Below are 14,716 nucleotides of genomic sequence, written 5' to 3' on the forward strand. Positions count from 1 at the left end.
ACGTGACGGGCTATGACTTCGCGTTGGCAAACTATCAACAGGATTTTGTGACACGTGCGCGTAAACAGTCAACCGTGTACGGGCCTGATACCGTGAACCTGGATAGCCGCATACCCTCCTATATGCGCTTTAGCTCCGGTGCCTCGCCGATCTCCTGCCGTATTTATAACAAGACATTAGAAATTGTCCAGAAGTCGCATAAAACCTGGATGTACGATCTCTGGAAGAAAGGGACAGTCGGTCCCTATGGTGGGAAGTGGGACGGCTCCTCTCCTGTCTGGCGCAATGAGTTTCATATCACGCGCTCATTTCTGCATAACCTGGCGGTGCCTATCGAGGGTGCTTATGATCTCCTCAATCATTTCCCTTCGCTGTGGTCGTATGCAGCTGGCCGGGCCGATGGTGACGCTGATGGTGATGCTGACGGCTGGCTGCGCTATGTGATGCCAACAGAAGATAGTAACCGCTCTCGCTGGCCGACACATCCGGCCTGGGTAGTTCTTCAGTCGGCGTTTTCTGAACCATCTGAGCCTGACCTGGGTCCGGTGGTTCGTCGGCGCATACGTGAGAAAAATCTTGAGCGTGGCCTGGCCGGGATTATTGGCTATACATCAACGTTGTCGGCCTGGCTCGGCGGTGAATATGCTGCGCCTGGCGCTGATATGTCTTTGACCTTCCAATGGCTCTATGATCATGGTCAAGAATACCTGGATGAAAAAGGCCGTGATTTCCTGGCAGAAGTTCGGAGGAAACAGCAGATTTATAACTCTGAGGATATTCAGTAGCAAAACCAACCGTTAGGAATGCTTCCCAGGATGGCATCGTATCTAGGCCGGCTAGGACTCGAACCTAACCTACTGGAGCTTCTTTTCACACACGGCTATTACACGAAGCTGTCCTGGGAAGTCACAATGGTTACCCCTTTAGTATAGCTTGTAGCACGATTAAAATCTAGTACATGTACAGAGGTAACTTTATGCTCATACGAGAAGCAATAAAACTGTTTATTGAGTCCCGTGAATTAGACAACTGCACAGCAAAGGGCATAAGAACGTATGATGAGCGGCTACGCTACTTTGTTGGCTGGCTGGAAGCCAATCATGGTATCGAGGATCTTGATGATCTGCGCCTGGATCATCTGCGAGGCTGGATAGCTCATCTGAAAAAACATCCTTCGGAACGAACAAAACAGCCTCTCAGTGATCGGACTATACACAGTTATGGCAAAGCTCTCCTTGTATTCTGCCACTGGATCGAACAAGAGGAAATGATTGACAAGCCAATTAGCACGCGTTTCAAACTGCCGAAGTTCGAAAAGAAATTTATTCCTACATTTAACACAGATGACGTTGAGAAGCTTCTAGCGGCATGCGAAGAGGGAGACGAGACTAAACCGTCGCTGCGTAAGGCATTGACCGCTAGAAACCGGGCTATTGTCAGTCTGTTCCTCGATACCGGGATACGCCTGAAAGAATTGGCGGGTTTGAGGTTGCGGGATATTGATAAAAACGCCTATGTGCTCCTGGTGCATCGCAAGGGGAACAAGTGGCAACAGGTTCCGGTGTCGAGGGATGGCTTTAAACCGCTCCATGTCTACCTGACTAAGCATCGTCCCTTCCTGGCTCAAAGTGATGTCGCTCATAAAGATGATTCTGTCTTCTTGAATAGTGAGGGCGGTGCTCTCAGTTATGGTGGTATTGAGTCTCTTTTTAAGCGACTAAAGACGAGAACGGGTATTGATGGGAAGCGGGTATCTCCGCATAATTGTAGGCGGTATATGGCGACGACCCAGCTGCGCCTGGGCCGCAGTCCTTTGGATGTTCAACGTCAGATGGGACATACCACTTTGTCGATGACGAATGAATATGCATCGCTGACTGTGGAGCACCTGAAAAAGTCCCATGAAATGTATTCTCCACTCCGGGCAAAAGATCAGGATGAGGAGGAAAATATTGATGATGGATACTGGAATGCAGACTAAAAATAGTGCATTTTTGAGACTGCTGACTACGCAAAAAGGCAGTTGTCTCTAGTGTTGTGAACCAGCTTGAGAAGCCGATTTATGGGGTATCTGAAAGCTACTTACTCTGGATCAGTTAATTGGGGTTCGAATCCCTGTACCCCAGCCAGCAGAGGTAGTGAATAACTACCTCTTTTTTTGTTTTTTTTATCTCCCCACCTTTTTCTTCTCGTTAATTTTCTGGCAGCAATGCGTTTATGTAGCATAATGCTTAGTAATAATAACTGAGATGAAATTGAGGTGTATACTGTGGCAAGAGAAACCCGGCTTCTTCCAGAAACAAAAAAATCGGATGTGCAGGCTGCTAAGTGGGCTCGGCGTCTCTATATTCCTCTGGCGCTCCTCGCCTGGATCGCTCTGGCTGCCGTAATTCTATGGGGAGCCAGCCATATTGCGCGTGCTTTGCTATTGCTCATTATTGCTGCCATCCTGGCCTATGCTATCGCGCCAGCTGTCAAACTTCTTGAGCGCATTATGCCGCGCTTTGCGGCTATCGCCATTGTCTATCTGGTCGTACTTGGTGCCATCAGCACCTTCACTTACTTTGCGATTGCGACGACTATCCATCAGGCCGGTTCGCTTTCAAGGGAGTTGATGGATCTGCTCTCCCCTCAGAAGGGACATACTACGCCCCTGGAGCAGACGCTAATTCACTATGGCATTTCGGCCGATCAGATTGCTGAAGCGCGCCGCCAGTTGACTACGTATATTGGCGAGTTTTCTAAGCAGGCGCTTCCATTACTACAAAGTGTTCTGGATTTTGCCATTGACATTATTGTGGTCGCGGTACTGAGCATCTATCTCTTAATTGATGGTTCACGGGTTGCAAAATGGGCCCGCAACAATACTCCAACAGCGACACGGGCCAGTTTCTTTCTGGATACACTACAACGCGTTGTCGGTGGCTACATTCGTGGACAGGTGACGCTGGCTGCCTTGATCGGGATACTGGTATGGATTGGTATGCTACTCCTGCATGTACCTTATTCCGTTCTGCTGGGTGTGCTCGCCTTTGCGATGGCTTTTGTACCGGTCCTGGGAACGCTGGTTTCTGGCGCGGTGTGCGTCCTGCTAGCTTTGACGCAAGGCTGGATCATTGCTATGGGGGTGTTGGTTTACTTTATTGTCATCCATGTTATTGAAGGTGAATTAGTTGGTCCACGCATCGTTGGTAAGGCTATTGGCCTGCATCCTGTTGTGTCTCTCTTTGCATTGATCGCTGGTGGCGAACTCTTTGGTGTCTGGGGAGCGCTTTTTGCTTCTCCGCTCGCTGGCATTATTCAAGCGCTGATTATTACGTTCTGGACCGAGTGGCGTCAGTCTCATCCTGAACAATTTCAGACCGAAGAGGAGCAACTTGAAGATGAGGTGGCAGACGTAGCAACTGAGATTGACGCTCATCCCACAGAAGATATTGAGCAACCTGCCAGATAAATTGCACAATCTTTGTACATACTTTGGACTTAGTATTGCTCTGTTTTTTCCGCCGTTATGTATCATTGAAATGGCTGTGATAACATATCTCAGATATGGTTGAGATAGCCCTAAAAGCCGTTCTATATTAGCAATGCTTACTCTAGAGTAAGCATTGCTATATATCCACCTTCTCATCCTTCCTTCCTGATTCTGTCCTATCTACTAGCTGCCACAGGTCAATAGATGAGCTGGCTATTGCGAAAAACACTGGCGCGTTAACTCTCCTGGATTACAAAATCAAGGCACAAACAATTGCTTTAACTGACTTCTAAAGCCACTTTAGCGCTTGTTAAAATTGTGGGCGGCGGCATTGTTACCTCCTACTAATTTGCTTGCCAAACTGCTCGTATCAGGTTCTGTTTTGTAGATTTGAATAGAGCGACACATGTAAAAATTAGTGAGCATGCACACCTTGTTCACATGTATACCTTATGTTATATTTCTGTATATGGTTTGCACAATAATCTCTACAGGAGGATAAATTCACATGAGCACTGCCCCAGCCCAGCTCGAAATTCAAGAGACAATTTTGGTGATGGATGAGGTGCCCGAATTGGCCACCGTGGAAAATGATGAAAATGAGGCTGACAATCAGGATGCTGAGGATACCAGCGATGCTGAGGATGTTGAGGATCCACTGGACAAATCCGAACTCCTGAAGCAGGAAGCATTGGTGACTCGCGCTATCCTGGGCGATCATGAGGCTTTTGGCGAAATTGTTGATCAGTATAGTACACTTATGTTGCGCACGGCTTCTATGATCGTTGGCGATCGCGATATTGCAGAAGATGTGGTTCAGGATGCACTTATTCAGGCCTGGCATCATCTGGCTGATCTGCGTAAAGCTGGTGCTCTCCGTCCATGGCTCATGCGTATTGTTGTCAATCAGTGTATTAGCTTCAAGCGGCGCCTGGCCCGTACCAGTGCTTTTATGCGTCAGGCTTTATCAGAACAAGAAGCCGATTTGATTGCTCAGGCTGCGGATGATCACAAAGGCCGCATGGAGAGAGATTGGGATCTGGCACGAGCAATCGAAAGCTTGCCGTTGAAGCAACGTGTGGTGATTGTATTGCACTACTATAATAGCATGACGCTTCCCGAAATGTCGCAGACATTGCAAACGTCTGAAAATACTCTTAAGAAACGTATTCAGGCGGCTTTGACAAACCTGCGCCGCATCTTACGCTCTTCTAATATGGAGGATGAGGCAGACTCAGCACGACGCATACCCGGCTTCGTAACTTCTGCAGCGTAAGGATGGTGAAAATACAATGGATAAACAGATCAGGGGCGATTTACATCGCGCATTTTATTTTCCTTGCCGGCGCGATGTCTATAATTGCCCCTTCGTTTTTCTTTAGCGCATACATGTTCTCTGCCAGTATTGTAAAATATCCTCGATTATACTAATTTCACAGTGTACTTGAAAAATATTGCGCCTCACAGCCTTCCGTAAAAGCCCTACTATATCCGCTTCTAATCGCTGCTGCGTTGCCAGCGTGAGAATTCCCCGCTCAGTTCCAATTGGTACACAACGATAACGACAGGCTAATTCATATGGAAATAGCTGTAGTAGGCGTTTCGTTGGGTAGCGGTTTAAAAAAGCCAGGTATGGCCATGGTTCGGATTGGTATCCCAGGCATGTGTTGCTATTGATCCCTGGTGTATTATTCTTCTCTGCTGTTTCTAGCTGGCTGGCTTCGATCATAACCGCCTGCGCTACCTCCCAATCATCTCGAATGCGCTGTATGAGAGCCTGGGCCGCCTCTGCATAAACGATTTGGACATCAACCTGCAGATGGACTAATAAAGCTGAAATACGCTGCGCTACTGCTTGCGCTCCCTCTAAAGGGGTCATAGGTAAGAGTATGGCACAGCTGTGCATGGCTTCAAGTAGAATGATGCTATCATTGCACCGAATAATGCGTCGGATTCCCTGTGCAGCACGCTGCAGCACGTGTTGAGACTGATTCTCTGTTTGAATATAGATCAATGCCGTGCAATTTTTTTGTATATACGCGAGATCAGCCTCGCCGACCTTCTCCACCATCCTGTCCCCTCTACTATAACGATACAAAATTATGCAGTGAAAATCAGATATATGCTAACATCATACAGATCAGCCTGGTCAGCCATACTCATGATCACGGTTGCAATTAGGTTAAAAGCTAATAATACAGGTAGAGAATTTTTTCATATCTTTTTTCTTCAATTCTTAACAATACTCATCTAATATCAACGTGTTCATAACCACACCAGTACCATAAATTCATGGACATACGGCATAATTTGATGCATTATGGTACAATTATAACCGTTTGTAAGCTTTCTGGGTAAAAGAGGTGTAAAAGTTATCTACCCGGAAATGGTCGCCCGCGATGGACCACATATGCTCAGTCGACGAAAGGAGGCGCGCTCCCTCTCCTGTCTGCAGGTAGGGTCTGCGCATGATTTTTATGATGACAGAAACAGATTGGACAATTACCTGGCTGGCACCTTTGATGCCCGAAGCAGCTATGATTCCGGGGGGCGATGTATTTCTTAAGTCGAGTCAACAATCTTCTTTAGTGGCTTTGCATGATCATACGCCAGGACTGCTATTTTCAACCCCGGGTACACTGGTCACCGTTGCGCAGCAGATGGTAGCACGCCAGACTATAGAAGGCGGTGAAGAGACAATCCAGAAGGCTGATACAGTGGCGGAGTCAACAGAAGCGGACTCACAACCAGTGAACGAGGATTTTGTGGCCTCCGGTCCACACATAGATCAGGATTTTGTGGCCTTCCTGGATATGGAGGCGGAATCTTTTATATTATAAAGAGTACATCTGTTGGTAAAGAGTAGCGGGCCGGGAAAAACTATATCTTTCTGTATCTGCAAGGAGTTGCGACATAAGGAAGCATATATATGGTGGGTGGAAGGGATACGTCATTGGCACAATCGCGTACAAATATTGGACAACAGGCATCTACGACGAATCTGCATAATTCTCGTATCTGGCAAAATGTTATCCTCACTGGCTCTACTTTAATTAATATTATTATTTATATGATCATTGCCCACGCATTGGGGCCTCGTTTGTTCGGTAGCTATCTTTTCACACAGTGGTTGGCAACGGTGACGATTCCGGTGATTGGTACTGGGATGTCAACGCTCTCCAGTCGACAAATTGCTGCTACTCAGAGTCGCGAATCTCCACGTTTAATGGCGGGCATTTTTTACTTTTTATGGTATCGCCAGCATCGAAGCATTCTGCTCTATTGCCTGGTCTATGTGGTGCTCTCATTTGCTTTGACGCATATCTTCCATGACTTTACACCGGGATTGTTGTTGCTCTCTAGTCTGGCTACTCTCCCTTTGCTCTTGAGTAGTGTGGCAGGTATCACTTTGAGGAGCCTGCGGCGCTCTGATTTGCTGACAATGTTGCATCTTTTCGGCAATTTGTTGACATTGCTCTTTATTATTATTTCAACCCAGGTAAATGGCGAACCAGTTGAGGCTTTTATCCTGGCGTTTGCGCTGTCGAACACTATTACTCTGGTTCTGGCTGTCGTTTGTGTGATGCATTTGCTGCCCCTGGACCAGGCATTGGCCCCGGGTATTTTTTTGCGCGAGCGGCTGGCGCGTAATATGCACCAATCGCGCTTTCATTTCGCGCTGGATGCGATTGTCTGGCAGAGAAGTGAGTTGCTGTTGCTGGCGTGCTGGTATCATCCAGAAGAGCTGGGATTTTATGCTTTGAGCGCGATCATCAGTACCAGGATTATTGGGCTGGCCCCTTCGCTCTTTTCCCAATGGATATTTCCTCTATTTGTACGCTATTTGCCCCGCCATCGCTATCTCAATCAATATGATGCTTTTGTGCGCACATCATGCTATATCATTTTTCTGGCGGTTCCGATCTGCACCTTGCTGATCCTGCTCAGCCCGGCTATGGTATCCGCTTGCCTGGGTAGCGCCTACCTTCAAATGGTTAAACCATTGCGCATTTTGTTGATTGCGGCTGTCTTTGGCAGCATAGCCACTGTCGGGCTTACCCATATGGCTAGCCATGAACAATACGATTCTCGCCACTTGCAACATGTTCAGCGTGAGTTCAATATCGGAGTGGCAGCCCTCAAAATTCTGCTGGCCATTCCGCTGATAATTTTTTTTGGGATGACAGGAGCGGCGCTCGCCAGCGCGCTGGCACAGATTATTTCTGCATTGATCTCTATTCTGCTCTGCAAAAAATTACTGCTGCGACATAATACCTTGCTCTGATCAAAGAGGAGAGAGTATGACTATCCACCATCCTTTAGCGCATTCCGCCCATATCTCTATACGTACCAGGTCAACAGGAGCTTTTCGGGCCAGTTCTAAGGAGCAGTCTCAAACTGGACAGCATATGCTTAAACCACCTCGCTTTAGTGTGGTGATCTGCACTTATAATCGTCGCAATATGATGCTGTCGTTACTGGCTAGCCTGCGTCGGCAATCACTGCCATTTAAGTATTTTGAAGTCATTGTGGTTGATAATGGGTCGGTTGATGGTACATTTAATGCCGTTCAAACGTACCTCAGTACGGATGCGCTACACCGCCGTTCGTTTGAGGAGCAGTGGAGCGTGCAGTGCCTGCTGGAAAAGCGCAATGGCCTGGCGTATGCGCGCAATACGGCGTTAGCGGCGGCTTGTGGCGAGGTCATCGTCTTTCTCGATGATGATGTGCTGGTCGATCAGTATTTTTTGGAGCAGCTCTGGAGTGCTTATGAGGAAACTCAGGCCGATGCCATTGGGGGACGTGTAGACCTCTATTGGGAATCTCCACGGCCTTACTGGCTTACCAACGATCTGCTGGAGGTCGTTGGCTATTATATGCCGTTTCGCTCACGCACTCGTTTGCCAGATACGCTGAGCTTTAGTAATAGTTGTTTCTCTATTAAACGTACGGCCCTGCAACAGGTTGGTGGCTTCTCGCCATTTTTAACCAAACGGCTGAATAATCCTGTCAATATGGAGACGGCGGATCTGTGCCGGCGGCTACGTCAGCAGCACTATACACTCTGGTATGAACCGGCGGCCCTGGTTCTACATCGCGTGTCCCGGGCACGCCTGAGCCGTCCTTTTCTGGTGGGGCGTGCTTACTGGCAGGGACGTTCTGAAATTCTGGCTCAATATGCCGATGCAAAACATGATCAAGATGCCGGGGGTGGCTCTTTCTTGCAAACGCTACTCTCGCTCTGGCCAGAAACAAAGATACTGCTGCAGATTTTCTTTGCCCATCGTTTACTGCTGGCGCTGGCCCACCAACCTACGAGCGAGCGGCTCATAGCCGCGATGGCCCAGGCACATAGCTGGGGGCGCATCCAGCAGCAATTTATGCTAAGTAACCATGCACCTGCCATGCTACATACACCGTGTGTTCTGTTTGTTCAGGCGCAACCTCAAGATGCGGTCTGGCCAATTCAGGCCTTGCACAAACAGGGTATTCAGTGCTCGAGCAGCATCGCAAGTATTCCTTTCTCCTGGATCTGGCGTCATCGGGCCTATCAGGAAACTGCTCTGGGTATCATCCATTTCTATCAGCCCGGCGCCCTTTCTTTGCACTGGTGGCAGCGTCAGCAGTTGTTCTTCAAATTGTGGTTAGCTCGTAGACTGGGCATAGGGATCGTCAGTACTGATGCGGGCGGCTACTGGCACAATGCGCATGGTCTGCAAGCTGCTGCCAGGCGTGCGTTTGAGAATAAAATATTTGATTGCAGCCATCTTGTGCTTACTTTTACCCGTCACGCGGACCAGTTCTATCAGACACAATCCTGGTGGACGCGCTCTACCTATCTGGCTCACCCGGGTATGCGCGAGATATTACCACAGATAAGCGATATCGCTACGGTACGGCAGCAATTGGGCATTCAATCTGAAGCCAATTATGTGTATCTCTGCCTGGCTTATTTGCATACGGAGCGCGAGGTTATTCAGTGCATGGAGGCCTTTAGCAAATTACGTATCCAGTTACTGAAATCAGAGGAGACGGCCTCGTTTAATCCCCAACTGTTGCTGGTGGGAACACCTGTCGATAAAAAGCAGTCATTCAAAATATTGAAGCGTGCTGCGTTAAATTCGGCTATCCATGTGTTTTTGGAATATCGGCCGGACGACCTTGCGACCTATGTAGCTGCCACCAACGCGCTGGTATTGCCCTATACTACAGTGAAGAGGGCAGGTGTGCCTGAACTGGCCATGCTCTTTTATTCTTATGAATGCATCGTTATCTCCCCTAACCTCCCCCGCTTTCATGGCCTGCTCCCCCACCATGGCGGTATCCTCTACACATCTGGAAGCCAATCTTCATTAGTCCAGGCTATGTTGCTGGCACCAAAACGGGCGTTCAAACATACTGAGAAAGAGGCGGCGGTCCTTCACCATCAATATGGCTGGAGAAATTATGCTTTGCTTCTCCTGGATACCTACAAAACTCTTCTCTCTGGCCTGATCAAAAGAAAAAGCTAAGCTTTTGCCTTAGTACTATATAACCATGAGCTTTGCTTGACTTCATTACATGCTATAAACAATATAGTTACTTTCCATTTTGTCTATTCCTATCTCTAGCCGCTGGTTGCTCTTCACAGCTCACCCATGCTCATTGCAAAAACTCTGCCAAACAGGCTTGTATGGGTGAAAGCAGCATGGTAATCAGCTATAATGGGAACAATATAAAAAACAAGGCAAAGTGGCAATAACCTGGCTGCCGCTGATATTATCTGGGCCAATCAAAAAATAAGAGAGGTTTTGAGTTGAAACGTTCACAATGGATACGTGAGTTAGTCGAAATATTAGCGCTAACGCTATTAATATTTCTGGTTGTTCGCTTTGTAATTCAGAGCTATCGCGTAGATGGACCCAGTATGGAACCTGGACTTGTCAATAACGAATTTGTTATGGTTAATAAAGTCTCCTATCTCTTTCATGAACCCGCTCGTGGAGATGTGATTGTTTTCCACTGGCCGCAGGATACGACAAAAGATTTTATTAAGCGCATCATTGGTGTGCCCGGAGACACAATAGCCACTGATCGCGAACATGTTATGGTGAATGGCAAGGTTTTGAATGAGCCATATATCAGTACCCCCAGTAATCCTGAAGGTCGCACCTGGAAAGTACCTGCCGGTGAGTATTTTGTGATGGGAGATAATCGGCCCGTTAGTGACGACTCGCGTTCCTGGGGATTTGTGCCTAAAGACTATATTGTCGGCAAAGCATCTATTGTCTTCTGGCCGCTTCAAAATCTACATTTCATTAATACCTACCCGGATGTCTTTAAGGACATACCAGCACCAAAGTAAGAGGAAACATAGCATAATGTCAAACTCGGAGCAACACGATCCAGATTCCGTTACATCTAATGATGACTATATTGATGAGAGAGAGTATGTTGAGCCTCCTTCTCTGCCGCCAAATGGCCTGGCGGTAACTTTGGGAGTCGGCTGCGTCGGTGGCGTGGTGGCTGCCCTTATTTCGATTGCTACTACCCTCTTGAATGCATCAGTTTTTCAGGATGTGGCGCGTCTGGGAGATAAGATTTCTTATGGGACTGCCCAGTATGTAGCTGGCCTGACCTGCCTTACCTATACGGTGACATTGATCCTGGCTTTTGTGGCTGGTTTTGTGGTTGGTAAACGAGCGGTACGCCGCCTCTACGGCTTTTATGCCGGTGCCCTGGTTGGCGCTATCTCGTATCTGGGTAGTTCGCTGGTTCAATATATTCCAAATTATCCCGGACACATCAGCAGCACAGCTGTCGCTGCATCTCCGCTAGGGGGCATTTTTGCCCTACTTCTGTTTGCGCTGATCTGGGCTGTTGTGGACGCTTTAATCGGCCTGTGGGGGCCTTTACGGCAACCAAAAGGCATCCCTATTATCTGGCCAGGCAGGCTGCGGCTGAAGAGCAGGCTGCGGTTGAAGAGTAATCAGGAAAAAGCAGGGCGGTTCTGTCCCTGCTTTTTAAGCAAACAGATGTTTCTGATAAGCTCTAATGCGCGTTGATGTTTCTGCTCATCTGTAACCTCACCGTTATTCCTAAGGTTTGTTGATCTCATCGCGCAATAGCGGAATCTCTGAACCAAGCTGCTGCAATAATCCTACCAGACCTCCTCCAGTTATGTTTTCGAATTCGAGTCGGCTGAGCTGGCCATGCTCGACGTGACAGATAAGGTTTGTTTGGGGCAGCACTACGCTGACGCCGGTGGCGGGAATACTTTCTAGCCCGAATAGGGGCAGTGATAGGTCGCGCGTATGGGTTCCGGTCAATGTTACTGAGGCGCGTACAGTATTTGCTTCTTCCGTACGTACAACGTTACCGAGGTTATAAGAGAGATCTGGCATTGCCGCCAGTAATTCATATTGCAGGCTAAGGAACTGGGCCTTATTCAAGCCCTTAGAGGCAAATCCAGTCATTGTAAAGCTATCATTGATTCGCTCGGCGGCAACTTCGAACTCGTTCCCTTGCAGGGCTGTGATAACAGTCCGAACAATCTCAACTCTATTTGTACTCATACATGACACCTCCCATCAACGCTCACAGTATAAAAGGCTGCTTCTCCCCAATTCACCATAGATTTCCTACAACCTCTCTCTATACTTCGTTCTCTCTTCCTATACGTGTGAGACAATCAAGCGGACGTGCATTGATGCGCCCGTATCCTGTTTTTGTGGTAAGTTGCAGGCAATACGCAGTCTTCTCACAGAACATTTTTCACATTAATAATGCAAAAGTGCGCACGCCCCCGGTCGGGAGTGTGCGCACTTTTGCATTATTAATGCTCTTAGCTTTCGACGATTTCGATGAAATGTAGCGTATCGCCGGGATTGCGGTCACGCATTGGATCACGCTCACGCAACGAACGCAATACATCCAGCCCCTTGGAAACCTTGCCGAAAACCGCATGCTTACCATTCAGGTGAGGCTGGCTATCGTATGTGATGAAGAACTGAGAACCATTGGTGTTGGGACCCGCGTTCGCCATTGATAAGATGCCAGGGCCTTCGTGGCGTAAGCGCAGGGCGCTCTTTTCGTCGTCAAAACGGTAGCCGGGGCCACCACGACCGGAACCCTCGGGATCACCACCCTGGGCCATGAAACCACCAATGACACGGTGGAAAGTGGTGTTGTTGTAAAAACCGTCTCGGGCAAGAAAGACAAAGTTGTTAACTGTGTTTGGTGCCTCGGCAGCAAACAGGTCTATGGTGATGTCACCTTTGTCTGTATGGAAAATCGCCGTGTATTTCTTGCTGGGATCGATTTGCATTGCTGGGGGAGTACTATATTGCTTAGCCAAGAATATTTCTCCTTCCATTACTTAAGAGCGACTCGTCAATAAAGCTGCCCTTACAGTTTAAGGGCTCCCTACACTCATAGGAAGCCCTTAACATTTTATTGTATGTTGTCAAGTTATGCGTATGCGTTGCTCTTGCTCAACTTATCAGGAGGCGGCTTTGACTACGACATAGTTCATGGTGTCGGGTTTCGCGCTGCCATTCTCAACCAGTGTGAGCGATTTGGCGACGTTCAGCCCTTGTACGACATGACCAAAGAGGTTGTATTGTTTTCCTAGCTTGGACGAGTTGTCTGCGATATCGATGAAAAATTGGCTGCCGTTAGTGTTAGGACCCGAGTTAGCCATGGCGACGGTGCCATCGGTATATGAGCCCTGAACTGGTTCGTCGGCGAATTGATAGCCGGGGCCACCACTGCCTGTACCGGTTGGGTCTCCACCCTGGGCGACAAAGTCTTTGACAACGCGATGGAAGGTAAGTCCATCATAGAAGTGATTCTGGGCCAGGAAGACAAAGTTGTTGACTGTCTTGGGAGCAATCTTGGGATCGAGCTCTAGCACGATGAGTCCGCGATTGGTGTTGATGCCGGCACAATAAATTTTATTGTTGTCAATTACGTTTTGCGCACTGCTGTATTTGTGATTGATTTTTTTGATGCCGTCCGCACTTGGCGCTCCTGCCTTGGTGACCGCGCTGACCATGGCTGGTTTGGCGCAGACCGATGCGGCATCATTTATTGTGCTCTTCACTGCAGTGGTCGCGGTGGCTGCAGGAGCAGTGGAAGCGGTGGATGTAGCGGCTGGCGTGGCTGTTACCGCTGGTTTGGCGGGTGTGCTATTCTTTGCCTGCGCAAACGGTGGATAGTGGTTAACATAAAGAACAAGAAAAATGCCAGCTACCACCAGACATAAAATAATAACAGAGGCCCAAGGATACCGAGCAATTCCACGAGCCGGGGCCTTGTAACCTGCATCAGTACGTCGATGCTCTGGGCCTTTGTTTCCCAGATCTGGTAGGTGGGTAGAATGTGCCCGCGCTATTTTGGCAGCACGCCTGCTCTCGGCGCGTTTAGTTGTCTTTGGCATGAGATGTTTTTAAATGCTCCTTCTTCATTACGTGACCGACACGGACTCGCGTATTTATTGGTCTATAATAAACCTTACTGTATTTTATGGTCAAGTCCCGCTATGCTGAAGATTCGCACAAATGGACTTGCGTATCTAAAAAAATGGTCGAAGGTCCTTCTTTAATCGCTCCATTTTGATTCTCCATTATAGCGAAAATAGTAGCCCGCCTGGTGCTCGACCATATTTTCGCTAGCCCATGATTCCCCCCTCCTTCCTTGCAATGTATATGAACTTATCCACATCTTTCGACAATTTTGGTGGATAACTCTGTGGATAACTGGGGAAAACTCCCCGTTCTTTGTGGATAAGTTCATAAAACACGTGTGTAAGTCGCTTTTCCGTGCAAAATCAGGCAAATTTTATCCACATATCCACATAATATGCCCATTGGCGTCATTTGATTTCACTCGGATTATTCGTTACACTTTGAACACCGAGATCACCAGATACTAACCTAACACTGCAGCCAGGGATATGGTTTATGACCCTGTGTTTTGCTGTGCTTATGGCATGGAAGAGTGCATTGGAAAGGTCTCGATATGACGGAAAAACCATCAGTTTGTTTATCAGATCAAATGTTCTTGTATATGCTATAATGCTTGTTGCTGCAGTCTAAAATTATTCATACCATGTATATGGAGAGGTCAGTTTCTCTGGTTTTGCTGACCGCTTTTTCTAGTTTGCAGCCGTCTGCTTAAACATTCAGCCGTGTGAGCATAAGCTGCCTGTGCGTGGTGTTCTGATTACTTGTTTCAATTTGTGAAGATACGTAGATGCTG

General features: G+C 47.9%; 12 protein-coding genes and 1 pseudogene. 9 read left to right on the top strand and 4 right to left on the bottom strand.

All coding sequences use genetic code 11. The annotated features are described in order from the left end of the window. The 4 genes and pseudogenes from JMI88_RS32925 to JMI88_RS32940 all read left to right on the top strand — a co-directional run. Positions 1-785 (top strand): annotated as a pseudogene (locus JMI88_RS32925) (hypothetical protein); the annotation flags it as partial. A gap of 191 nt (positions 786-976) precedes the next feature. Continuing rightward, positions 977-1,981, top strand: coding sequence for a tyrosine-type recombinase/integrase (locus JMI88_RS32930; protein ID WP_201366273.1), 1,005 nt, complete (start codon positions 977-979; stop codon positions 1,979-1,981). A 288-nt stretch (positions 1,982-2,269) separates the two neighbouring features. Next, complete coding sequence (locus tag JMI88_RS32935; protein WP_201366274.1) at positions 2,270-3,454, top strand: AI-2E family transporter; 1,185 nt, start codon at positions 2,270-2,272, stop codon at positions 3,452-3,454. 529 nt (positions 3,455-3,983) lie between these two features. Next, a complete protein-coding gene (locus JMI88_RS32940) occupies positions 3,984-4,751 on the top strand; it encodes an RNA polymerase sigma factor (protein WP_201366275.1) in 768 nt (255 codons plus the stop codon). A 102-nt stretch (positions 4,752-4,853) separates the two neighbouring features. On the opposite strand, the gene JMI88_RS32945 is transcribed toward JMI88_RS32940, so the two are convergent. Continuing rightward, positions 4,854-5,546 (bottom strand): hypothetical protein, encoded by a 693-nt coding sequence (locus JMI88_RS32945; RefSeq protein ID WP_201366276.1) that lies wholly within the window; start codon positions 5,544-5,546, stop codon positions 4,854-4,856. Positions 5,547-5,952: 406 nt separating this feature from the next. Here JMI88_RS32945 and JMI88_RS32950 point away from each other — a divergent pair, with 406 nt between their 5' ends. From JMI88_RS32950 to JMI88_RS32970, 5 genes are all read left to right on the top strand, one after another. Then, positions 5,953-6,315, top strand: a complete 363-nt coding sequence (locus JMI88_RS32950; RefSeq protein ID WP_201366277.1) for a hypothetical protein — start codon at positions 5,953-5,955, stop codon at positions 6,313-6,315. 89 nt (positions 6,316-6,404) lie between these two features. Continuing rightward, complete coding sequence (locus JMI88_RS32955; RefSeq protein ID WP_201366278.1) at positions 6,405-7,760, top strand: lipopolysaccharide biosynthesis protein; 1,356 nt, start codon at positions 6,405-6,407, stop codon at positions 7,758-7,760. 16 nt (positions 7,761-7,776) lie between these two features. Beyond that, positions 7,777-9,987 carry a glycosyltransferase gene (locus tag JMI88_RS32960; protein WP_201366279.1) on the top strand — a complete coding sequence of 737 codons (2,211 nt, stop codon included), beginning with the start codon at positions 7,777-7,779 and terminating at the stop codon, positions 9,985-9,987. A gap of 284 nt (positions 9,988-10,271) precedes the next feature. Then, on the top strand, positions 10,272-10,820 hold the full coding sequence (lepB, locus tag JMI88_RS32965) for a signal peptidase I (RefSeq protein WP_201366280.1): 549 nt from the start codon (positions 10,272-10,274) through the stop codon (positions 10,818-10,820). 16 nt (positions 10,821-10,836) lie between these two features. After that, a complete protein-coding gene (locus JMI88_RS32970; RefSeq protein WP_201366281.1) occupies positions 10,837-11,520 on the top strand; it encodes a YrzE family protein in 684 nt (227 codons plus the stop codon). 33 nt (positions 11,521-11,553) lie between these two features. Here JMI88_RS32970 and JMI88_RS32975 read toward each other — a convergent pair whose 3' ends face one another. The 3 genes from JMI88_RS32975 to JMI88_RS39825 form a co-directional block, all read right to left on the bottom strand. Further along, positions 11,554-12,030 carry a hypothetical protein gene (locus JMI88_RS32975; RefSeq protein WP_201366282.1) on the bottom strand — a complete coding sequence of 159 codons (477 nt, stop codon included), beginning with the start codon at positions 12,028-12,030 and terminating at the stop codon, positions 11,554-11,556. A gap of 269 nt (positions 12,031-12,299) precedes the next feature. Continuing rightward, on the bottom strand, positions 12,300-12,812 hold the full coding sequence (locus JMI88_RS32980; protein ID WP_308438875.1) for a peptidylprolyl isomerase: 513 nt from the start codon (positions 12,810-12,812) through the stop codon (positions 12,300-12,302). Positions 12,813-12,956: 144 nt separating this feature from the next. Beyond that, positions 12,957-13,895: a peptidylprolyl isomerase gene (locus JMI88_RS39825; RefSeq protein WP_236023168.1), complete on the bottom strand. Its 939-nt coding sequence runs from the start codon at positions 13,893-13,895 to the stop codon at positions 12,957-12,959. Positions 13,896-14,716: the final 821 nt, after the last annotated feature.

This window comes from Dictyobacter formicarum, from assembly GCF_016587435.1.